The organism is Sabulibacter ruber, from assembly GCF_017355955.1.
GTDB lineage: Bacteria > Bacteroidota > Bacteroidia > Cytophagales > Hymenobacteraceae > Nibribacter > Nibribacter ruber_A.
The window spans coordinates 148,339-171,759 of record NZ_JAFFID010000003.1; the positions used below are offsets into that span (position 1 = coordinate 148,339).

The window sequence follows — 23,421 nt, forward strand, 5'->3', positions numbered from 1 at the left end:
TAGGATAATCTTGTAGCGGTTCTTTAACAATGCAATTTATTTCTAACTTGGCTTTTGTGGCTCTCTCCTGTCTTCTGATTCATCCCCATGTACCTTCCAAAAACCAAAAGAGTAGGCTGAATATAAGTCAAATCTTATAGTCAGCCTACTCCTTGTTTCTTTTCTGGGGTTTGTAACTTGAATTTACTGCTTAGCGGCGGTCTTCTTTTCTTCCCCGTTGATGTGCTCAATGGCCTTTTGCAGCAATTCATCTCGCTTGGCTAAAACACCTTTCAGGGTGGGGTGCACTTCTTCGTCCAGGCGAACGCCCACGCGCTGGGTCACGGAGTTATTGGGGTAATAGATGCCGTTGCCCGAGAGGGTTACCATGTAATTGCCAGGCAGTACCATTTTCTTGGCGTCACCATCGGCACCGGCAGATTGTTCACCTATGGTGATACTGTTGGGGAAAAGCCGTTGCAAACTCATGGTGTGCCACTCAGCGATGGTGTGGGTGGAGCCATCTACCAGAATCACCACTTTACCCGGATAGGTAGTTTCCTCCGGGGTGATCTCTGAGGGGTAGTACACTTCTGGTTGGGTGAGCAAACGGTATGTGCCCAGGTGATAGGGATTTAACTGGTAGTAACGCGCAAAATGGTGGCCTTTCTTCCCGAACTTCTTGAACAGGTAATAAAATACAAAATCGCTGTTGTCTGGCTCGCCGCGCATGTCAAAGATAATGCCCTTGGCTTTCATGGCCCGGGTAAACAGTGAATCCATCAACCTGAAGTCCTCCTCAGAAGACTCGTCCCTGATCATCCTGAACGTGTCATCAATCTTGAAGTGCACAATTCCCTTGGCAGCATAAACCAGGCCCTTACTTTTCTTGGCCGGGGCCGCCTGTTTCTTCTTGAAATAGGCATCTATGAGTTTGGCTTTGGTTGTTACCGAGGGATTCATTAGCCGCAAGGTAGTGGTGAGTTGCTCGTCTCCTCGGGTGAGTTGCACCTTCATTTGGGGATCTTCTGAGCGGAACAGCAGGTTATCGCCCCACTCGCCCACCCGGGCCCAGAGGGCCTGCTGGTTGGAGACCGACAAAACCGCATCCAGGGCGGTTACCCACTCCGCTACGGCTACGCTGTCCAGCATCTCAATGACATCGCCCCTCTTAATGTTGGAGCGGTTGCAAAGGACGGGGTCAATGACTCCGGTAACTATGATTTTCTTTTCGGCTACCTCATAATCAAACGGGGGGTAGTACCGGTTTCTGAACAACTGCTCTTTGTAGTTCAGCTGCCGGAAAAAGGAATACGCCTGGGTATCATCTAACTTGGCATTGAGGGTGAGCAACAGGCGTTCGTATTCTTCGCGGGTGGGGCACTGGGCAAACAGCGGAAGGGCCTGCGTGATGGCCTCATCCCAGTTTTCATCCATGAGGTGCTTGTAGGGGTACAGGTAATCTACAAAAGCCTTGAACTTGGCCAGCGCCAGCATACGCAAGGGATACGGCACGTTCTCCTTAGGATCTAACTCATAGGCAGGTTCATGCGGCATGACACCCCCGTACGGATTGTTGCGCACGTACGTATAATGGTGCCGGTCACCGGTGTAGCGGCGCTCAAAGATGCGCTCCAGTTGTTTCTTGTTGTCGCCAGACAGGAACTTGCCCTTGGTGCGCCAGGAATCGTCCAGGTTCTTCAGCAGAAAAGAGCCTTTGGGATTGTCTTTCTGCGGCCCCACTTTATCTGAGGCAGGTACCCCAACCTCCTTCAATAGCTGCTTGAACACGGCATTCGCCTGCTTCTGGTTCTGGGCAGAGTCTACCTTTGGCAATTGCTGCAGAAACAGGGAATCGGCGTTGAGTTGGCCCATGGCCGAGGCCGGATGGTAGTATTTCACGTGTCCCCAGGTCCGGAAAAAGTTCAGGCGCTTCTGGGTGTCAAAGTCTTCCTGCGCCCATACCCTGAACCCAGGCAGAAAACACAGCAGGAGCAGCAGCAGCCAGTGCCAGCCGTTTACCTGAAACCTTGAGGGAAACAAAGAGCGGGAATATATTGGGTAGTTTTTCTTCATATGAGTCACATCTTCAGCGCCTGCCATCAACAAGGGCTACGTTTGCCTTGTTTTCCAATCCGTTTACGAAAACCAACTACCTCCTGTGGTAAGCCAAGGAAAGCCTCCCTGTACCAGGAACCGAAGTACCGAATCACAAAACCTGTTTTTGCCCTGGTTTGGCGTAAACAGCTTCAAAACAATGCATCAGAAGAACGTCTCTGGGGAAAGGCTTATTTTGCTAATCCACCACCAAAACGCCCCGCCCGGCCAAAGAATCAGCAAAGTGCAGGTCATCCAGATCATTGAACTCCAACGTACGCCGCCGGTTGTTGTTCAGGAAGAGCGTTACCATGGGCACGTCATCAGAGGCCCGCAGTTTCTTCTGGGCCTTCACGATCTGCTTTACGTGAATCTCATCCCGGCCCGAGTCCAGGATGCCGCGGGTATACCCCACGTACACCCAAAACGCCACAATGAGGGTGGTAATAACCAGGAAAACCAGTTGGGTTACGTCACGCGTGAGCAGAAAGGTTTTGTAGTGTTTCTGGGCCTGCAAAGAGAAGAAAACCGACCAGCATACCGCCGAGATCAGGTGCAGCACTTTCACATATCTGGCCTGGTCTCCGCTGATGAAGATGCGGTCGCCTTCCATCCGTAAACTGCCTCTTTTTAACTGAAACGTTTTCATCTAATATAACTAAGCCTCACTGCCCCTAACTTACCACAACAGATTTAAAAACGAAAACCGGCAGGCATTTGCTATACGAAAATCAGGCGGAAGGGCTGAAGCGGGTAAGCCGTTTTAGCGTCTTTTTTCCTGAAACAGGCCTAAAACAGAAGCCCATCTCAGTGGCAATCAGGGCGCTTACCAAAACAGAGTTTAAACACTCGCCGCTTTAAACCGTTATAGTATAAATACTGGTTATGGCATGCAACACTACCTTCCTATTGAAAAATATGGCCTGATTGGAAATCTGCACACGGTGGCACTGGTCTCTAAATACGGTTCCCTGGATTACCTCCCTTTCCCCCGGTTCGATGCTCCTACCCTTTTCGCCCGCCTGCTGGATCATAAAAAAGGAGGCTACTGGAACATCCAACCCGATACAAAGGAATACCGGAGCCGGCAGCAGTACATCCCAGACACCGCCATTCTGCAAACCCGGTTTTACACCCAAAGTGGCATGGCCGAGCTCATAGATTTCATGCCCTTGAAAGGCCAGGAGGAAAGCGGCGTCATTGTGCGCATGCTGAAGGTAGTAAAAGGTGAGATGACGTTCCGGATGGACTGCAAACCCGGGTTTGACTATGCCCGCGCCACCCACACTATTTCGCGGCAGGGCCAGAACTCTTTCCTCCTGAAAAGCGAAGGACAGGATGGTACCGTGCTCCGGTTCACGGCCAACAAGCCCTGTTCCATCCACAAAGGAAACCTAAAAGGCACCTGGACCCTAGCCAAAAACGACACGGTCTGCTTTGTGATGGCCGGGCAATCGGCGGAGAGGCCTGAGCTTTCGCCGGACCTCATGGCCTACTATGAAGACACGCTGCGCCGCACGTATCGGTTCTGGCACAAATGGGTGGCTAAATCAACGTACCAGGGCTACTGGCGGGAAATGGTCATGCGGTCGGCCATCACTCTGAAACTGCTTACCTCCTGCACCTACGGCTCCACGGTGGCCGCTGCTACCTTCAGTTTGCCCGAGGCCATTGGCGGCCTGCGCAACTGGGATTACCGGTTCACCTGGATCAGGGACGCCGCTTTCACCATCTATGCCTTTTTGCGCCTGGGGTACATGGACGAGGCCCGCAAGTTTTGCCTCTGGGTGATGGACCGCTGCAAGGAAATGCCCAACCCCTCAGACCTGCAACTCATGTACGCCGTAGACGGCTCCACCGATCTGCACGAAACCATCCTGGGCCATCTGGAAGGGTATTATAAAAGTGGCCCCGTGCGCATTGGCAACCAGGCCGCCCAACAGTTCCAGTTAGACATATATGGGGAGTTGATTGACACCATTTACCTGTACAACAAATACGGCGGCCCCATTACGTATGCCTTCTGGAAAGCCCTTTGCTCCATGATTGATTTTGTGGCGGATAACTGGCAGCGCCCCGACCACGGCATCTGGGAAGTACGCAGCGAGAAACGGGAGTTTACATATTCCAAAATCATGGCTTGGGTTGCCCTGGACCGGGGCATCCGGATTGCCCAGGGCAGATCATTCCCCGCTCCTTTGGCCAAATGGCTGAAAGTACGCGATACCATTTACGAAGAAGTCTACGAAAACCACTGGAGCGAGGAAAAACAAGCCTTTGTGCAGTACAAAGGGGCCAAAACTCTGGATGCTGCCGTGCTGTTGATGTCTATGGTTCGCATGATCAGCCCGGTAGATCCTAAGTGGCTTTCCACGCTAAAAGCCATTGAAGAAGACCTGATGGCTGGCTCCATGGTGTACCGTTACAACCTCAATGACGGTGCCGAGGACGGCCTCTCCGGTGATGAAGGCACCTTTAGTATGTGCTCGTTCTGGTACGCCGAGAACCTCTCCAAAGCCGGCCAACACGACAAAGCCCGCCTCCACTTTGAGACCATGCTGGGCTACGCCAACCACCTGGGCCTGTATTCTGAACAAATAGGTAAACAAGGCGAACAACTGGGCAACTTCCCCCAAGCCTTCACCCACCTGGCGCTCATCAGCGCAGCCTACCAACTCAACCGGCAGATTAACGGTGACAAGAAGCACGGCGGCAGAGATCTGTTTATATAGTTTCTTAGTAGCGGGCTTTTGTAGGATGGTACCCTCGCTCACTCGCCTCTTGTACACGGGTGAGCCATTGCGCTACATCTCGCCGCAGATGGGTTGCTATTTCCAATTTAACCTGCAGCGTTCCGTCGCTGCAAAATGACTCACCGAAAAGCGCCTGAAAATAATTCCCTCGCTCGCCTCTGGCGAGTGTGAGTAACCGGGCGGCCTCTGGCAGCAATGCGGGAAAAATTTCTGGTTAAGTACCTGGCGGCGAGACGCCGCCCCTATTACTCTCACTCGCCGGAGGCGAGCGAGGAGATACAATATGCTAGCAGTAAGCCATTTTGAGCTTATTTTTCAGAAAACTGCCGCTGTTTCCGGTCAACAGAAAACTCACACCCCGCCTTGTGCGGGGCGGTGTTGCAACCACGCATCCGGCGTCATTTCAAACTTGATTTCATTGTTGCCGTAGGGGCCTACCTCTGTCCAACCGGCTTTGCGGTAGAAACTTGCGGCCCTAGAACCAGATTCGGTGCTGAGCCATACGGGGTGGTTGGTCTGACTAAAGTACCAGTCCAGCATCAGGTGGTGCAGCGTTCGGCCCATGCTCTTGCCTTCCCAGGTTGGGTCTACAAACAGCGCCCATACGTTGTGGTCCTGAAGACTGATGATGGAGAAGCCCACCACCACTCCTGCTTCCTCGCACACCCAGCCTTTGCCCCGTTGGGTAATGTACTCTTCGCAATCCTGATCGGTGACCTTGGAGGGGTCTGATAAAACATTCTCTTTCACAGAATGCCTCACCCGCTGGATCTGGGGGATATCAGAAACGTTGGCTTCGCGGAAGTGCATGGGTTTATGGGTGAAGATAGGGTTCATAACACTAGTAGTAGAATGTTGGGAAAGAAAGAAATAACGTGCTGCAATCATCCTCACAACATCAGGCAGTATCTGTTTTGAGTCCTTTTTCAGGAAATTAGACAAAAAAGGCCATTCCCGTACAAAAGGAATGGCCTTGATATTTTAGTGTAGCAATTTCTACTTAGAACGGAGGCGCGTCATCAAACGAAGAGGCCGGGAATCCGCCGCCCTCGTTCATTTTGCTGCCTAACCTGATGGTGTTAGGACCTCCGCCTAAAGCCGGACCATCAAAATCTGAGGTAGGGAAACCAGCCCCGCCTTCAAACGGATTGCTGCCCTGGCCAAAGCCGTCTTCCAGGTTCCCGAACTTGGTGAATTTACCAATGAATTTCAGGTTCACGCTGCCCACCTCACCGTTCCGGTGCTTGGCAATGATCACCTCACCCACGCCAATGGTGGGGTTCCCCATCTCGTCCTCGGTGATGCCGTAGTATTCCGGACGGTACAGGAACACTACCATGTCGGCGTCCTGCTCAATGGAACCAGATTCACGTAAGTCAGAAAGCATTGGCTTTTTATCGCCGCCACGGGTTTCCACGGCCCGGCTCAACTGCGAAAGCGCGATCACCGGCACGTTCAGTTCCTTGGCCAGCTGCTTCAGGGCCCGGGAGATGGACGCGATTTCCTGCTCGCGGTTACCGCCGCCTTTGCCGCCCTCGGCGTTTCCGCTCATAAGTTGCAGGTAGTCAATGATCACCATCTGGATGTCATGCTGCGCTTTCAGACGACGGCACTTGGTCCGCAACTCCCTAATGGAAAGACCCGGTGTATCGTCAATAAAGATAGGTGCCTGGCTCAGGCGGGAGATTTTGTGGTTCAGCTGTGCCCACTCATACTCGGCCAGGTTTCCTTTCTTGATTTTCTCAGAATCCAGCTCGGCCTCTGCCGAGATAAGACGATTCACCAACTGAATGGAGGACATCTCCAGCGAGAAGATAGCCACCCCTTTGTTGAAATCTACCGCGGCGTTCCGCATGGCAGAAACTACGAACGCCGTCTTACCCATCGCCGGACGGGCTGCCAGGATGATCAAGTCAGAAGGCTGCCAGCCGGAGGTCACGCGGTCCAGGGCGGTAAAGCCACTGGGCACCCCGGTCAAGCCTTCTTTCTGGCTTTTCTTGGATTCCAGTTCCTTGATGGCTTTGTGCATCAAAGACTGCATGTCATCAAAGTTCTTCCGGATGTTGGATTCAGACACCTCAAACAGCTTGGCCTCGGTGGAGTCCAGGAGTTCAAATACGTCGGTGGTGTCTTCGTAGGCGCGGCCCAGCACTTCAGAGGAAATGCTGATGAGGTCCCGCTTTATGGCCGCCTCCGTGATGATACGGGCGTGGTACTCAATGTTGGCAGCCGAGTTGATGCGGGTGGTCAGCTGGGTGATGTAGTAGGCACCGCCCACAAACTCCAGCTCGCCCTGCTGGCGCAACTCCTGGGTAACCGTTAAAATATCTATCGGCTCTGACTTGTCAAACAGAGCCAGAATTGCCTTGAAGATGCGCTGGTGCGCGTCTTTGTAAAAACTTTGGGGTTTTAATAAGTCAATAACCGCCGTGAGGGCATCTTTCTCCAACATGAGCGCACCCAACACCGCTTCTTCCAGCTCAAGAGCCTGAGGCGGAAGTTTTCCTAATCCCTGAGGCACAGCAGCTTTGGCGTTCCAGGCCGCTTTTCCTCGCGTGGCTTTTAATTTCGTCTCCTCCATAAGAGCAAATGTAAGCGAATTAGCGCCTCAGGTAATCCACAAAACAGGGCTACATATCCACAATCTTCAGATAAAAAAAAACGATTTCTTGACCCCAGGTTCTTGCCTTTTCTCACCTGTTTTCTGAGAAATGGGCCTAAAACAGCTTTTATTCCGCTAATCTGTAGCGGCGTTACACTGTAACGCCGGGCCTCTATGCAACTGAACAGCAGCAAACCTTCTAGAACGGTACTGCTAATGGATCATGCTCCTACCAGGCGATATTCTAGCTTTAAGCTGGTATTGGGTTGAAGCACCACGGCGTTACAGTGTAACGCCGCTACAGTTCAAAATGAGGCACGTTTCAGACCTGATTTTGGGAAAACAGGCCCAAAACAGCCCAACTTTTCTAGGAAGAAATGAGCAAGGTGAAGCTTAATCCCATTCAGCACCCCAAAAAGTAATCCACAAATTTCCGGGCAGATATCCACAAATCCGTTTGGTGCGTAGCAGTAGTGCGTAGGGGAATTTAACTACATTTGCTCTCTTTGAACGAGATTACATGAGTACAGCGGCGTATCAACACATCCACATGATTGCCATTGGGGGAAGCATTATGCATAACCTGGCATTGGCATTGCACCGGAAAGGCTTGAAAGTCACCGGTTCTGACGATGAGATTTTTGAACCGGCCAAAAGCCGATTGGCAGCGGACGGGTTGCTCCCCGAAGCCGAAGGCTGGTTCCCGGAGAAACTCTCCCCTCTCCCTGATGCCGTGATCGTGGGCATGCACGCCCGCCCAGATAATCCCGAGCTGCTCTTCGCGCAGGAGAACAACATTCCCATTTTCTCTTTCCCGGAGTTCATCTACGAGCAGTCCAAAAACAAGCAGCGCATTGTGATTGCCGGTAGCCACGGCAAGACGTCCATCACGTCCATCATCCTGCACGTGCTCAAATACCACAACCGCCTGTTTGATTACGCGGTGGGTGCCCAGTTGGAAGGCTTTGACCTCATGGTGAAACTCACCGAGGAAGCTCCCATCATTGTGATTGAGGGTGATGAGTACCTGTCTTCGCCAATTCAACGGGTACCAAAAATCCATAAGTACCACCACCACATTGGGGTAATCAGTGGCATCAGCTGGGACCACATCAACGTGTTCCCAACCGAGGAGAACTACCGCGAGCAGTTCCGCATTTTCGTGGACATGACGCCAAAAGCCGGTACCCTGATCTACAACCAGGACGATGAGCAGGTGCTGGAAGTATGCGTACCCAACAATTCAGACGTGAATTACATTGGCTACACCATCCATGAGCATAAGATCAAGAAGAATGGCAAAACCGTACTCAAAACCAAGAAGGACGATGTAGAGATCCAACTGTTTGGCGAGCATAACCTGCGCAACATCTCCGCGGCCAAAGAAGTCTGCAAGCAGATCGGTATTAAAGGGCAGGCGTTCTATGAGGCGCTGGCTACCTTCAAAGGAGCCGCCCGCCGCCTGGAGAAGATTGGGGAAAGCGAGAGCACCCTGGTGTACAAAGACTTCGCCCATGCACCATCTAAGCTGAAAGCCACGTCTGAAGCCCTGAAGAAACAGTTTCCGGAGCGCGAACTGATTGCCTGCCTGGAGCTGCACACCTTCAGCAGCCTGAACAAAGACTTTCTGCCGCAGTACAAGGGCACCTTCCTGGCGCCCGATGTGAAGATTGTTTACTTCAACCCCAAGACCCTGGAGCACAAACGCATGCCTCCGTTGGATCCCGCAGATCTGAAGGCTGCCTTTGGCGATGAAGCGATAGAAGTGTATACCGATAACCAGGCCCTGCAGGAGTACCTGCTCAACACCAACTGGAAAGACAAAAACCTGCTCATGATGACCTCGGGTAACTTCGGGAACCTGGATCTGCAGGAACTAGCCAATAAAATCACCGCTTCTTAACCTCTGGCGCATGAAATTACATCTACGCAAGCCCATCGTCTTCTTTGACCTGGAAACCACGGGCGTGGACATCTGCAAAGACCGTATTGTGGAGATCAGTATGTTAAAGGTGATGCCCAACGGCGAGGAAATCCTCAAGACCCGGCGCGTCAACCCCACCATTCCCATCCCCATTGAGTCCAGCATGATCCACAAGATCTATGACGATGACGTGGCCGATTGTCCCACCTTTGCGCAGTTGGCTAAATCGCTGGATGAGTTCCTGCGGGGCTGTGACTTAGGCGGTTTCAACCTGATCCGGTTCGATATTCCGTTGCTAGCCGAGGAGTTTCTGCGCGTGAACATCGATTTTGACATTGAGAACCGCGCCATTGTAGACGTGTGCCGTATTTTCCACCAGATGGAGCAGCGCACCCTTTCGGCGGCCTACAAGTTCTACTGCGACAAAACCCTGGAGAACGCCCACTCCGCCGAGGCAGATACCATCGCCACGTACGAGATCCTGAAAAGCCAGGTGAGCCTTTATGCCAATGTTCCGCTTCCCGGGGCAGAGGACCAGTCTCATTTTCCCGTTCAGAACGACATGCAGGCCCTGCACAAGTTCACCTTCCAGAAAACCGCCGACTTGTCTGGCTGCATTGTGTACAATGCCCAAGGCGTGGAAGTCTTTAATTTCGGGAAGCACAAAAACTCAGTGGTGGAAGAGGTGCTCAAGAAAGAGCCTAGCTACTATGACTGGATGATGAAAGGCAATTTCCCGCTCTACACCAAGAAAGTGTTGACCCGCATTAAACTCCGCGGAGCCCTTCAGCAAACGGCCATGAAACTGTAGTTGGTAGCAAGTAGCACGTATCAAGTAGCTAGACATTAGGTTCAAGCAACTAGACATTATTGGATTCAATTTAACTTAGTGTTATAAAATAAGCCTGTAAACAGCAAGGCCTCCTTTGTTTGAAGGAGGCCTTGCTGTTTAGAACCAAAAGCAGTCCTATATGGCGCGGGAATTCCCCTATATGGCGCGGAAGTTACTTCCGTGCCTTTCCTTATTGATATGCTCAAGTCACGGAAGTAACTTCCGCGCCATAGTAGATATTTGTATTAGGCCTGTTTTCCTGAAAACAGCTTAAAAACAGAGAAGCCTCTTTCTTGTGAAAAAGGCTTCTCTGTTTCGGAAGGTCGTGCTACCTGATACGTGCAAGGCGCTACTATCTAGCCTTATCAGATTTCAGCAAAAGGGCCATTAAAACGGCACCGAACACAAACCATTTCGTTCTTGCTTTCATGACTTAGCGAGCAGCGTAATACTTTTTGGCTTCTGGCAAGTGGTTCTGGATGTTACGGATACGGGTTTCGTTGGACGGGTGCGTGCTCAGAAACTCAGGGGTTCCACCTCCGCCAGCGGCGGCCATACGCTGCCAGAAATCTACGGCGCTTTCTGGGTTATAACCGGCCATAGCCATGAAGATCAACCCTAAGTGGTCTGCTTCAGACTCCTGATCGCGGCCGTATTTCAGCAAGCCTACGCCGGTTCCAATTCCGTACACGGTGTTCGCGATTTCCTGGGCGGCCGCAGATCTTGCGCCTACCACCGCACCAAGGGCGGCACCGCCGTATTGCTGCGCCATCTGCTGGCTGATGCGTTCGTTGGAGTGCTTGGCAATGGCGTGGGCAATCTCGTGGCCCATTACTACGGCCAGTCCGGTTTCATTCTGCGTGATAGGCAAAATACCAGTGTACACGGCAGTTTTACCACCCGCCATCGCGAAGGCGTTTTGCTGGTTAGGATCGTCAATCAGGTTGAATTCCCACTGATACCCCTCCAGTTGGGAAGAAAGTCCGTTCTGCGCCATGTACCGTTCCACCGCGCCTTGGATGCGCTGGCCCACCCGTTTCACCATGGCGGTCTGGGAAGCGTTAGTAGATAATTTGCTTTGTTTTAAGGTCTCATTATAAGCCTGGAAAGACATGGCAATCACTTCCTGGTCACTCACCAGCGATAGTTGCCGGCGTCCGGTGATAGGAACTGTGGTACACCCCACCATTAGCAGAACCGCCAAGGTAAACAGTGCATTTTTAAACATACTCATTTTCATAGATAGGTTAAGTGGTACAAAAACTGGATTCCGCCGGGCGCTCTGCCTCTGTACAGGACCGTTGAACTATACGGAGAATACAAGACAAAGTGTTAACCTTAGGTTTATCCGGGCGCAAATCTATTTTTTACTCCATACAATTCCATGCCAATTTTATTTTTACCGTAAGAGTCTTTTCCAAACTTGAGGCGGCAGGCAGAAAGCCCTATCTTTGAAAACAAAAAAGTCATGAAAATACTTGCCATAGGAAGGAACTACGCAGAGCACATTGCCGAACTGAAAAACGAGGTGCCGGAAGAGCCCGTTATTTTCTTTAAACCCGATACCGCCGTTCTGCGCAACAATGAGCCTTTCTATTATCCAGATTACAGCTCAGACATCCATTACGAGGTAGAACTGGTGCTGCGCATCAGCAAGGAGGGCAAGAACATCCAGCCTAAATTTGCGGCCAAGTATTTTGACGCCATCGGTGTTGGGGTGGACTTCACGGCCCGTGACCTGCAGTCCAAAGCCAAAGCCAAAGGCTTGCCCTGGACCCTGGCTAAAGGCTTCAACGGCTCTGCCCCTATCTCTGACTTTTTACCCGTGGAGGAGTTCCCGGCCTTTGATAACATCAATTTCGGGCTCAAACTGAACAGCGAGGTTAAGCAACAGGGAAATTCCGGCATGATGCTGCATGACTTTGCCTCCATCCTGGCGTATATGTCCCGGTTTATTACCCTCAAAAAAGGCGATCTTGTCTTTACCGGTACTCCGGCCGGGGTGGGTCCGGTTAAAATAGGTGACAGACTAGAGGCGTTTATTGAAGACAAAACCCTATTGAACTTTGAAGTTAAGTAGTTTAGGAACATACCTGGCAGCCTTGCTTTTGGGCGCTGGCGGGGCCGCTTTGGCCCAGGCACCACAACCCCAGCAGGCTCCGTTTGCCGCAAATCCTTTTGTATTTCCCATCAAACCCGGTACCCAGAACTTTCTCTCCGGGAGCATGGGCGAGATACGGCCTAACCACTTCCACGGCGGAATTGACATCAAAACCGAAGGCAAGATTGGCCTGCCGGTGTATGCCGCCGGCGATGGCTACATCTCCCGGGTAAAGGTTTCCAGCTACGGCTACGGCTACATCATCCATGTGACACACCCCAACGGGCTGGTGACTACGTATGCCCACCTGAGCCAGTTTGTACCGGCCCTGGCTGACTATATGCTGGGCTTACAGTATGAGAAGAAGTCGTTTGAGGTAGAGGCGTTTTTCAATGAGTCGCAGTTTCCGGTTAAGAAGGGCGATGTGATTGCCTTCTCCGGCAACACTGGTGGTTCGGGCGGCCCGCACCTGCACTTTGAGGTCCGCGATACCAAAGACAACCTCCTCAACCCGCTGCGGTACGGCTTCACGGAGATTGTGGACCAAATCCCTCCCACCGTGTACAACTTCGCCCTGAACCCTCAGGGGATTGATGGCCGGGTAAATGGCGAGTTCACCCGCCGTGAATTCACCCCAGTGAAACAGGGGAGCGTTTATACCATTGGAGACACCATTTCGGCCGCGGGCTTGCTGGGACTGGAAATCCAGGCCATTGACCAATACAACGGAGCGGCCAACACCAACGGCGTGCAGGCCATGGAACTGCGCATTAACGGGGAAACCATCTACCGGCATACCATTGACGGAGTTCCTTTCAACAAGCAACGCCAAGTTTCGGCGCACATCAACTTCCCGGTGCTGAAACTAAATAACCGAGCGTTCCAGCGGCTGTACGTAGCAGACGGCAACACACTGCCAATCTATGAAATTGACGCCAACCGTGGCCGGTTCAGGATAGAAGAAGGCAAAGTGTACGAGGTAGTGGCAGATCTTTTAGATTCTTACAAGAACACCAGCCAGCTGCGTTTCTTCATCAAAGGCGAAAGCAGCGCCTATAAAGCACTGGCTACGCCAAAAGTGGTGAAACCAAAGATTGGGCACGAAGTAATGGGCAGCATCCTGAAAATTACCGTAGCCGATACTGCCACCGAGGCCCGCAACCTGGACCTGTACATGGGCAATTACAAGTACGCGGTGATCCCTTCTTACACCACCAGCGCCGGATCTGTGTACCTCTACAACCTGATTGGCGGGTTACCAGATTCTGCCGAGGTAGCCGGCATCAAAGCCCGTTTCCCTTTCAGCCACATGGTACCGCCTAACACCGAGTACCTGTACTCCAACCGCTTTCTGGACATCACCTTCGCCGAGAAGTCTCTGTATGACACGCTCATCCTGCAAACCGACCGCGACGCGAATGATGTGTTCAGCATCAACAACCCGTTGACTACCTTGTTCCAGCCAGCCAAGGTCACCATCAGGCCTTCCAAACTGCCCGCAGATAAATCAAAGGCGGCGGTCTACTCCCTGGGTTGGGGACGCGGGGCCGGTTTTCTGGGAGGCACCTGGAACGGAGACGCCATTACGTTCTCGGCCAAAGACCTGGGCAAGTTCAAAGTGCTGAGCGATACCGTGGCCCCTACCATAAAACTGGCCAGCAAATCGCCTAACCAGATCAGTTTCCGGATCAAAGACAATTTATCCGGGATTGCCTCCTGGTCTTGCGAGGTGAACGGCCAATGGCTTCTCCTGAAATGGGAGCACAAAGCCTCCTTGCTCACGTCAGAGAAACTGGACAAAACAGTACCTTTGAAGGGAGATGTGGTGCTGCGGGTGAAGGATGCCATGGGCAACGAAGCCGTTTTTACCACCAAAATCTAAGGAGCATTCCTGTTTTTGGTAGTTCTTACTGGCCGGTGCGGCAAATTTTTGCGCTACCCAGGCAATAAACTAGCGTTTTATGGCTACTTTTAAGAAAAGAGCCTGAAAACATCCGTTGGTTATCTCTGCTGCTTGCCACCAACACCAACGGTTGAACCAGATTTGATTTTAAGACAAACAAAATAAAACTGTGCTACAAGTAGGTGACATTGCCCCAGATTTTGAGGCGAAAGACCAGAACGGTCAACCTGTAAAATTGAGTGATTACAGAGGAAAGAAAGTAGTGCTTTACTTCTATCCTAAAGACGATACGCCGGGCTGTACCGCTCAGGCCTGCAACCTCCGCGACAACCATGATGCGCTTTTAGCCAAAGGGTACGTGGTGCTAGGCGTAAGCGTAGACGATGAAAAATCGCACCAGAAGTTCATCCAGAAATTCAACCTGCCCTTCCCGCTCCTGGCCGATACTGACAAGCAGATTGTGGAGAAATACGGCGTATGGCAGGAGAAAAGCATGTACGGCCGTAAGTACATGGGTACCATGCGCTATACGTTTGTGATTGATGAGGAAGGCAAGATTGAAGACCTTATCACCAAGGTAGACACCAAAAACCATACGGCCCAGTTGCTGAAATAACCAGAAGTAAGAGGGTTGTGATTCCTTTTGGTAGGGAATTGCAACCCTTTTCTGTTTTACGCCCATTTCCGTAAAACCAGGCCTGAAACAGATTAACAGAACAGAGTACTACTTTCAATTTATCAACCCACCAAAACCTGAATTCAATAGCATGAATCCATTCAATTATGATGCAGATCAACTGCTGAACGTGGCTCACCAGGTACGCCGCGATATCGTGCGCATGGTCCACGCGGTAAACTCCGGCCATCCCGGCGGATCTTTGGGCTGTACCGAGTTTCTGGTAACCCTGTACTTCCGTCAGATGACGCATGACCCAGCGTTTAACATGAACGGCATCGGCGAAGACCTGTTCTTCCTGTCCAACGGCCACATCTCTCCAGTTTGGTACAGTGTGCTGGCCAGAGCTGGTTACTTTGACCCCAAAGAACTGGCTACTTTCCGTAAGCTGAACTCCCGGTTGCAGGGTCACCCGGCCACCGAAGAAGGTCTGCCTGGCATCCGCATCGCTTCTGGTTCATTGGGCCAGGGTCCATCCGTAGCTATTGGAGCAGCTCAGGCCAAGAAACTGAACAACGATAATTCATTGGTGTACGTGCTAACCGGTGACGGTGAGTTGGAAGAAGGCCAGATTTGGGAAGCCGCCATGTATGCCCCGCACCACAAAGTAGACAACCTCATCTGGACCGTAGACTACAACGGCCAGCAGATTGACGGACCGGTAGATGCGGTGATGAGCCTGGGTAACCTGCGCGCTAAGTTTGAGGCGTTCGGGTGGAAGGTCTTGAACTGCGACAACGGTAACAACTTCGCCAGCCTCATTCCGGTGTTGGACGAAGCTAAATCACTGTCCGGCCAGGGCCAGCCAATCTGTATTCTCATGAATACCCAAATGGGCTACGGCGTGGATTTCATGATGGGCTCTCACAAATGGCACGGTGTTGCCCCTAACGATGCCCAGTTGGAGCAAGCGCTGGTTCAACTAAAAGAAACCCTCAACGACTATTAATATTCTTCCTGGATCTGGTGCTGCGGTACCGGCCTGTGTTTTCTCTGCGGTATGAAGCGCTTGCGGTTTGTTTGTCTGTGGTTCTGTTGTCTCCTGTTGGGAGCCTGCCTGGCGTTGCCTGCCATGGCCCAAAACAAACCCGCGCCGCCGCCTAAGAAAACCCGTCTGTTGTTTCTGCTGGATGCCTCGGGTTCCATGATGGCTAAATGGGAAACCAGTGACCGCTGGAAAGTTGCGCAACGCATGCTGGCCCGCATGGCCGACTCCCTGGACTCCTACTCCAACCTGGAGATTGGGCTGCGGGTGTACGGGCACCAGACACCGGTAAACCAGAAGAACTGCAAAGACACTAAACTGGAGGTACCGTTTGCGGCGCACAACGCCAACAACATCAAAAGGCGGCTGCAGCAGATTACGCCCAAAGGAAACACGCCCATTACCTACTCACTGGAACAATCGGCGAAGGACTTTCCGCAGGACCCAAACTCCCGGAACGTTATCGTGATCATCACCGATGGCCTGGAGAGTTGCGGCGGAGACCCTTGTGCGGCCTCACTGGCCCTGCAGAAAAAGCGGGTGTTCCTGAAACCGTTCATCATTGGCCTGGGCGATGACCCCGGTTATGCGCAGCAGTTTGGGTGTATGGGGCAGTACTATAATGCCTCAGACATCAAGACCTTCCAGAAAGTGCTGGACAACGTCATCAGTATCGCCCTGAAGAAAACCACCGTTTCAGTGGAGCTCACAGATGATGCCGGCCGGCCGGTGGAAACCAACGTGAACATGACGTTCATGAACAACGTGACCGACCAACCCGAGTACAACTATGTGCATTACATGGATGTTACCGGCAAAACCGATGTGCTGGAGATTGACGCCCTGCTTTCGTATGACCTGGTGGTGAACACCATCCCGGCGGTGCAGCTCAAGAACCTGAACATCAAGCCAGGCCAGCACAACGTATTCCGGGTGAAAGCCCCGCAGGGGTATCTGTACCTTCGGCAGGATGCGCCTACCTCCTATGGGTCTATGACGGCGTTGGTGCGGGAAAAAGGCAGCCCCTATATCCTGAATACCCAACGGTTCCCCAGCCAGCAGAAGTACCTGGCCGGTACCTATGAAGTGGAGCTGCTCACCTTGCCGCGCATCAGGCAAACTGTTACGGTAAAGCAAGGCCAGGCCACACAGGTGACCTTTGCCCCACCCGGCTCCCTGAGCATTACGCAGGATTTGCAGGGCTACGGCAGCCTTTACCTGCTGCAACCAGACGGTAGCCAGCAATGGATCTGGAACATGCCAGAGGGCAGCAGCAAAATAAGTGTTCCGCTGCAGCCGGGCCGCTATCGCCTGGTGTTCAGGATAAGATCTGCCAAAGGCAGCCAGTTCACAGATGTGAAAGACTTTAGTATTAAATCAAATTTGACCACTACGATAAAACTTTTCAACTAATAAGATGAAGGATTTCCCTTACTCAGAATCTAAAGATACCCGCTCCGGTTTTGGGGCCGGTTTGTTGGAATTAGGCCGAACCAACCCCAATGTGGTGGCGCTGTGCGCTGACCTGGTGGGCTCCCTTAAAATGGGCGACTTCATCAAGGAGTTTCCGGAGCGCTTTTTCCAGGTAGGTATCGCGGAGGCCAACATGATAGGCATTGCCGCCGGTATGACCATTGGCGGTAAGATTCCGTTCACCGGTACCTTCGCTAACTTCTCTACCGGGCGCGTGTATGACCAGATCCGTCAGTCAGTGGCGTATTCTGGCAAGAACGTGAAGATCTGCGCCTCGCACGCTGGTCTGACCCTGGGCGAGGACGGAGCTACCCACCAGATTCTGGAAGACATAGGCATGATGAAAATGTTGCCGCACATGACGGTGATCAACCCTTGTGACTTCAACCAGACCAAAGCCGCTACCATTGCCATCGCAGATTATGAAGGTCCGGTGTATTTGCGTTTCGGACGTCCGGTGGTGCCTAACTTCACCCCTGCCGACCAGAAATTTGAGATTGGCAAAGCCCTCATGCTGAACGAAGGCAAAGACGTCACCATCCTGGCTACCGGTCACCTGGTATGGAAAGCTATTCTGGCGGGCAAACTGCTGGAAGAGCAAGGCATTGACGCTGAGATCATCAACATCCACACCATCAAGCCGTTGGATACCGAGGCTATTCTGGCATCGGTGCGCAAAACCGGTTGCGTAGTTACTGCCGAGGAGCATAACTACATGGGCGGCCTGGGCGAATCTGTGGCCCGGGTGCTGGCGCAGCAATTGCCAACTCCGCAGGAGTTTGTGGCCGTGCAAGACACCTTTGGCGAGAGCGGTACTCCTGAGCAGTTGATGGAGAAATACGGCCTAAACGAGCAAAGCATTGTAGACGCCGCCAAGCGCGCCATAGCCCGTAAGCAATAGTTTTTTGGTGTTCGTGATCAGTTTGTTAAACCAGTAAATGAACTCGCTTCTGTTTTAAGACCGTTTTAGCTAGAATAGCCTTAAAACAGAAGCTTTTTCTTCCATCATCTCAGCATTTGAATAAACCTCTACTTGCCTTACCCAACTGATTACGAACACCGAACAGCTAACTTCCCTTGGAAGACAAAGAGATTTTAGAGAAGTTTCAGAACCCAGATTCCCGCAACCTGGCTTTTAACCAACTGGTGCGCAAGTACCAGCAGAAGGTGTATTGGCACGTGCGTAAAATGGTGATTGACCATGACGATGCCGATGACCTGACCCAGGAGGTCTTTGTGAAAGTGTGGACCAACCTGGAAAATTTCCGCAAAGATTCCCAGCTCTACACCTGGATCTACCGCATTGCCACCAACGAGTGCCTCAACTTCCTGAGCTCCAAAAAGAAACGCTTCTTCCTGCCCCTCCACGACGTAGCCGCTGAGCTCTCTGAGAAACTGGATTCCTCAGATTCTTTCACCGGCGACGAGATCCAACTGAAACTCCAGAAGGCGCTTCTGCGTCTGCCCGACAAGCAACGGCTGGTCTTCAACATGAAATACTTTGATGAAATGAAGTACGAGGAAATCTCTGAGATTCTGGGTACTTCGGTGGGGGCCCTCAAGGCCTCTTACCACATTGCGGTGAAAAAAATTGAAGAATATTTGAAAAAAGATTAAACCTCAGGGCTTAACTTCAATCTAACAGGCAGATGGAAATGAAAAAGGAGTTTGACATGACAGAACTACCCAAAGAACCGGGCTTTCAGGTACCCGAGCATTATTTTGATGCCCTGCCTACCCGCATTATGCAGCGTACCGCTTACGCCTCTGCCCCGGCCGCATCGCCGGTTACGTGGTTCCGGCAGTTCAGAACGGCGGTGGCGGGTGCTTCTCTGGGGGTGGTGTTTGCCTTGTCTTTTCTGGCTACCCAGTACTACAACACAGATCCATCTGCTGAGGAAGTAATGGCGCAGGTATCCCAAAAAGACATCTACCATTACCTCACCACCCGCGTGGACCTGGAAACCTCTGATCTGGCCGAGGTGCCCGCCGTGAAGCCTCGGGAGTCTCTGGAGTTTCTGGATGTACGCTCCTCAGACATAACCGAAGAGCAAAGAAAAGAGCTGTTGGAAGAAGCGTATGAGTACCGTTAATATAAAGAGAATGAAAGTAACAAGAGTAGTGTTTCTGGTTCTGCTGCTGATGGGGTCGGTCTCCTTCGCCCAGGCGCAGAAGAAAGAAACTCCAGAAGAACGTAGAGAACGCATAGAGAAGATAGAGACGGCTAAAATCGCCTTCATCTCTGACAAGGTGAAATTCACCACTGAGCAGGCTCAACGTTTCTGGCCCCTTTACAAAGAGCACGAAAGCCGCAGAAACGAGCTCCGCCAGAAAAGCCGCTCTGTGAAGGAAGAAAACCTGAATAACCTTTCTGATGAGCAGATACAAGCCGGTTTGGAAACCCGGCTCAACCTGCGCCAACGGGAACTGGACCTGGACAGAGATTACATGGAGCGTTATCTGCGCATCATCAGCCCCCGGCAACTGGCCACCTTTTACCGGGCAGATCGGGAATTCACGAAACTGCTGCTGGAGCGCCTGCAAACCGCCAGCAAGTAACAATTTGGTTTTAGTGTAGAGAGGGAGACGAAAGTCTCCTTTTTCTTTTTAGGCCTGTTTTGGTGAAAATGAGCTGAAATCGTTAACCACCTCCCCTCGCTCGCCTCCGGCGAGTGTGAGTTATAGGGCGGCCTCTGGCCGCGATGGGGAAGGCCTTAACTGTAATCTCATACACTGGGAATATATGCATAGCGGCGGGACGCCGCAAAATAACGCACACTCGCCGGAGGCGAGCGAGGGAACCAGGTCAAACATTTCTATCCATTTGGCTGAACTTCCCCCAAAATCCCACGCCTACCGGCAATCTTCGTATCTTTGTGGCTGACTTAAATCAAAATATTATGTTATCGCCGCGCCAGCTCTTTCTTCAGCACCAAGCCCAGACCACCGATTTTCCCTTGCTCTTAGAAGTGGAGCGTGCCGAGGGCGTGTTCATGTACGGTCCTAACGGGGAGCGGTACCTGGATCTGATTTCAGGGATTGGGGTGAGCAACGTGGGGCACCGCCACCCACGGGTGTTACAGGCCATTCAAGGGCAGCTAGACAAATACCTGCACCTGATGGTGTACGGGGAGATTGTGCAGGCACCGCCGGCGCAACTGGCCCATGCCCTGGCTCAAACCTTACCCACTGGCCTGGACAATGTGTATTTTGTTTCGTCTGGCAGCGAAGCAGTGGAAGGAGCTTGTAAACTAGCCAAGCGCTTCACCGGCCGTACGGAGTTGGTGGCATTTAACAATGCGTACCACGGCTCTACCCAGGGTTCCCTCTCATTGAACGGTTCAGAGGGTTTCAAGCGGGCATTCCGGCCGCTGTTGCCAGATGTGCGCCACATCCGGCACAACCAACTGGAAGACCTGGACCTGATTACCAATCGCACCGCGGCCGTCATCCTGGAAACTGTGCAGGGCGAGGCCGGCGTTCGGGTGCCCACCCAGGATTACATGCAAGCCCTGCGCCAGCGGTGTACGGAAGTAGGTGCGCTGCTGATCCTGGACGAGATCCAAAGCGGTTTCGGGCGGACGGGTACTTTCTGGGCCTTTGAACAGTTTAACGTGGTGCCAGATATCCTCACCTGCGCCAAAGGTATGGGAGGCGGAATGCCCATTGGGGCGTTTATCTCGCGCCGTGAGATCATGCATTCTCTGAAGAATGATCCCATGCTGGGCCACATCACCACGTTTGGCGGTCATCCGGTTTCCTGCGCGGCCTCTCTGGCTACGTTACAGGTGATTCAGGAAGAAGGACTTCTAGCGCAGGTTCCGGCCAAAGCGGCCCGGTTCAAAGAACGGCTGGCGCACCCTGCTATTCAGGAGATCAGAAACCAGGGCTTGATGATGGCCGTGGAGTTTGAATCCTTTGAGATTCTGAAAGCCATCATAGATAATGCAATTCTGAAAGGCGTGCTCACCGACTGGTTCCTGTTCTGTGACAATTCCATGCGCATTGCGCCGCCCCTTACCATTACCTTCCAGGAGATAGACGAAGCTTGTGATCTTATTTTAACGGCTATTACTGAGGAACTGGGTTTCTAACCTGTTTTGCAGAAAACAGCCCAAAAATAAACCGTATTTAATTTCTGAACCTTTTAAACCCACATACAGTACAAGCACGAATCAGAGCCAGTCATTTACATGCTGGCTCTTTGAGCTTAAGAAAAGAACCACTTACCTATAATCCCCCTCCTCTGCATGGAGATAGCTTTAGTCCTGTGCCTTTTATTGCTTGCCATAGGCCTGTTTGCCTCAGAGAAACTTTCTGTGGATGTGGTGACCCTCATCCTGCTTATTGTTTTAACGAGCACCCAGATCATTACCCCCGCCGAAGCGTTCGCCGGTTTCAGTAGCGATTTCATTATTATTCTGGCCTCCATCTTCGTGCTGAGCGCCGCCCTGGAAGACACGGGCATCTTAGACTTTCTGGTGAACTGGCTCATGCGCCATACCGGGCACCGGCCCACCGCCTTGTTGCTGTTCATCATGGTCATTCCCGGGGCTATCTCGGCGTTCATGAACAACACAACCGTAACGGCTCTCTTTGTGACGCCCATTGTGGGAGTGGCCAAGAAAATGGGCACCAGTAGCTCTAAATACCTGATGCCCCTGGCCTATGCTTCCATTCTGGGCGGTACCTGTACGCTCATAGGAACCTCCACCAACGTGGCGGTAAGCGGTTATGTGAGCAAAGCGGGCATGGAGCCCTTCGGTTTCTTTGAATTCTCCGGAATAGGGCTCATCATTTTTGCGGTGGGCATTGTGTACATGATGACCATTGGCAAACGCATGCTGCCAGCGGGCACCTCGCAGGGCCTTACCACCAAATACAACATCAAAACCTATCTTACCGAGATCATTGTGCAGGATGATTCCCCCCTGATCGGGCAGGTAGCCTTCGCCTCTGACCTGTCTAAAATGGGGTTCCGGATCCTGAACATCATTCGGAACAAGGAAAATTTCCTGCCAGATTATCGCACCCGCATCAGAACCCAGGACATCCTACTGGTGGAGGGCGAGATTGATGACCTTATCAAGGTAAAGGAAACCAAGGGAATCCAGATCCTGGCCGACGTATTTGTGGAAGAAGATTTAGTGGGCGGCGATATACGGCTGGCCGAAATCCTGATTACCGGTAAGTCTGACCTCCTGAAACGTACCATCAAGCAAGTGGAATTCCAGCGGCGTTTTGGCCTGGTGGTGCTGGCGGTTTCCCGCCAGGGCGAAACCATCCGGACCAAGATTGGGGACGTGCAGCTCCAGTTGGGGGATTTGTTGCTGGTGCAAGGTTCCGCCGAGCGGCTGGAATACCTTAAAACGCATCAGCATTTAGCGGTGCTGGATGAGTTCAAGCCTATCCTGTTCAAGGAGCGCAAGGGCATCCTCACGCTTATTTTCTTTATCACCGCCATTCTGCTGGGGAGCTTTGAATTGCTGCCGCTTTCCATTTGCTTTCTGGGAGCGGCCGTTTTAAGCGTGCTTTTCAAATGTATAACCACCGACAGGGCTTACCAGGTGATTGACTGGCGTTTGCTGGTGCTGATTGGCGGTATGACGGCCTTCGGGATGGCCATGGAAAACTCCGGGGCAGATAAGTTTCTGGCCCAGTTTATCGTAGATATGCTGGAACCATTTGGTATACTGGTCATCCTGGCGGGGTTTATTTTACTAACCGTTTTCCTGACCCAACCCATGTCCAATGCCGCGGCCGCGCTGGTGGTGCTGCCCATTGCCCTGCAAACGGCCCAACAGCTAGACGCCAATCCGCGCACGTTCGCTATCGCCATTATGCTCTCAGCCTCGGTGTCCTTGATTACCCCGTTTGAGCCCTCCTGTATCCTGGTTTATAGCCCGGGCAAGTACTCGTTCAAGGATTTCCTTAAGATTGGGTCGGGGCTCACGCTTATCCTGGTCCTGATTATCCTGTTTCTGGTACCTATTTTCTGGCCACTATAGATTTTGCTGTTTTACGGCTGTTTCTCAGAAAACAAGCCAGAAACTGGATTTTAGCCAACAGGCAGAGGAAGCTTCGCGTACTGGTAAG

Annotated in this window: 19 protein-coding genes; 14 read left to right on the forward strand and 5 right to left on the reverse strand. The window is 52.1% G+C overall.

All coding sequences use genetic code 11. The features are described from left to right. Positions 1–183: 183 nt before the first annotated feature. Together JT719_RS16405 and JT719_RS16410 are read right to left on the reverse strand one after the other, a co-directional pair. Positions 184–2,055: a S41 family peptidase gene (locus JT719_RS16405; protein WP_207434436.1), complete on the reverse strand. Its 1,872-nt coding sequence runs from the start codon at positions 2,053–2,055 to the stop codon at positions 184–186. A gap of 220 nt (positions 2,056–2,275) precedes the next feature. Then, a complete protein-coding gene (locus tag JT719_RS16410; RefSeq protein WP_207434438.1) occupies positions 2,276–2,725 on the reverse strand; it encodes a hypothetical protein in 450 nt (149 codons plus the stop codon). 241 nt (positions 2,726–2,966) lie between these two features. Here JT719_RS16410 and JT719_RS16415 point away from each other — a divergent pair, with 241 nt between their 5' ends. Further along, positions 2,967–4,808: a glycoside hydrolase family 15 protein gene (locus JT719_RS16415; protein ID WP_207434439.1), complete on the forward strand. Its 1,842-nt coding sequence runs from the start codon at positions 2,967–2,969 to the stop codon at positions 4,806–4,808. Between the two features lie 372 nt (positions 4,809–5,180). Here JT719_RS16415 and JT719_RS16420 read toward each other — a convergent pair whose 3' ends face one another. After that, entirely contained in the window at positions 5,181–5,639 is a 459-nt protein-coding gene (locus tag JT719_RS16420) for a GNAT family N-acetyltransferase (RefSeq protein WP_207434440.1), read from the reverse strand. A gap of 190 nt (positions 5,640–5,829) precedes the next feature. Beyond that, complete coding sequence (dnaB, locus tag JT719_RS16425) at positions 5,830–7,410, reverse strand: replicative DNA helicase (protein ID WP_207434441.1); 1,581 nt, start codon at positions 7,408–7,410, stop codon at positions 5,830–5,832. A gap of 541 nt (positions 7,411–7,951) precedes the next feature. Between dnaB and JT719_RS16430 the strand changes: the two genes are divergently transcribed. Next, positions 7,952–9,334 carry a UDP-N-acetylmuramate--L-alanine ligase gene (locus JT719_RS16430; protein WP_207434442.1) on the forward strand — a complete coding sequence of 461 codons (1,383 nt, stop codon included), beginning with the start codon at positions 7,952–7,954 and terminating at the stop codon, positions 9,332–9,334. A gap of 10 nt (positions 9,335–9,344) precedes the next feature. Further along, the gene (locus JT719_RS16435; RefSeq protein WP_205502616.1) at positions 9,345–10,166 is read left to right on the forward strand and encodes a 3'-5' exonuclease; all 822 of its coding nucleotides are present in this window, start codon (positions 9,345–9,347) and stop codon (positions 10,164–10,166) included. A 454-nt stretch (positions 10,167–10,620) separates the two neighbouring features. On the opposite strand, the gene JT719_RS16440 is transcribed toward JT719_RS16435, so the two are convergent. Continuing rightward, positions 10,621–11,421 carry a M48 family metallopeptidase gene (locus JT719_RS16440; protein ID WP_341350774.1) on the reverse strand — a complete coding sequence of 267 codons (801 nt, stop codon included), beginning with the start codon at positions 11,419–11,421 and terminating at the stop codon, positions 10,621–10,623. A gap of 234 nt (positions 11,422–11,655) precedes the next feature. Between JT719_RS16440 and JT719_RS16445 the strand changes: the two genes are divergently transcribed. From JT719_RS16445 to JT719_RS16495, 11 genes are all read left to right on the forward strand, one after another. Continuing rightward, on the forward strand, positions 11,656–12,267 hold the full coding sequence (locus JT719_RS16445) for a fumarylacetoacetate hydrolase family protein (RefSeq protein WP_207434443.1): 612 nt from the start codon (positions 11,656–11,658) through the stop codon (positions 12,265–12,267). Beyond that, the gene (locus JT719_RS16450) at positions 12,254–14,170 is read left to right on the forward strand and encodes a M23 family metallopeptidase (protein ID WP_242693311.1); all 1,917 of its coding nucleotides are present in this window, start codon (positions 12,254–12,256) and stop codon (positions 14,168–14,170) included. The genes JT719_RS16445 and JT719_RS16450 overlap by 14 nt, the downstream gene beginning before the upstream one ends. Before the next feature lie 190 nt (positions 14,171–14,360). After that, entirely contained in the window at positions 14,361–14,807 is a 447-nt protein-coding gene (gene bcp / locus JT719_RS16455; RefSeq protein ID WP_207434444.1) for a thioredoxin-dependent thiol peroxidase, read from the forward strand. 151 nt (positions 14,808–14,958) lie between these two features. Further along, positions 14,959–15,816 (forward strand): transketolase, encoded by an 858-nt coding sequence (locus tag JT719_RS16460; protein ID WP_207434445.1) that lies wholly within the window; start codon positions 14,959–14,961, stop codon positions 15,814–15,816. Positions 15,817–15,939: 123 nt separating this feature from the next. Then, positions 15,940–17,265, forward strand: coding sequence for a vWA domain-containing protein (locus JT719_RS16465; protein ID WP_207434447.1), 1,326 nt, complete (start codon positions 15,940–15,942; stop codon positions 17,263–17,265). A 4-nt stretch (positions 17,266–17,269) separates the two neighbouring features. Next, on the forward strand, positions 17,270–18,226 hold the full coding sequence (locus JT719_RS16470; protein ID WP_207434449.1) for a transketolase family protein: 957 nt from the start codon (positions 17,270–17,272) through the stop codon (positions 18,224–18,226). A 176-nt stretch (positions 18,227–18,402) separates the two neighbouring features. Then, the gene (locus tag JT719_RS16475) at positions 18,403–18,942 is read left to right on the forward strand and encodes an RNA polymerase sigma factor (RefSeq protein WP_207434451.1); all 540 of its coding nucleotides are present in this window, start codon (positions 18,403–18,405) and stop codon (positions 18,940–18,942) included. A 56-nt stretch (positions 18,943–18,998) separates the two neighbouring features. Further along, positions 18,999–19,418 carry a hypothetical protein gene (locus tag JT719_RS16480; protein ID WP_207434453.1) on the forward strand — a complete coding sequence of 140 codons (420 nt, stop codon included), beginning with the start codon at positions 18,999–19,001 and terminating at the stop codon, positions 19,416–19,418. 10 nt (positions 19,419–19,428) lie between these two features. Next, positions 19,429–19,884, forward strand: a complete 456-nt coding sequence (locus JT719_RS16485; RefSeq protein ID WP_207434455.1) for a hypothetical protein — start codon at positions 19,429–19,431, stop codon at positions 19,882–19,884. 341 nt (positions 19,885–20,225) lie between these two features. Then, on the forward strand, positions 20,226–21,419 hold the full coding sequence (locus tag JT719_RS16490; RefSeq protein ID WP_207434457.1) for an aspartate aminotransferase family protein: 1,194 nt from the start codon (positions 20,226–20,228) through the stop codon (positions 21,417–21,419). A 156-nt stretch (positions 21,420–21,575) separates the two neighbouring features. After that, positions 21,576–23,333 (forward strand): SLC13 family permease, encoded by a 1,758-nt coding sequence (locus tag JT719_RS16495; RefSeq protein WP_207434459.1) that lies wholly within the window; start codon positions 21,576–21,578, stop codon positions 23,331–23,333. Positions 23,334–23,421: the final 88 nt, after the last annotated feature.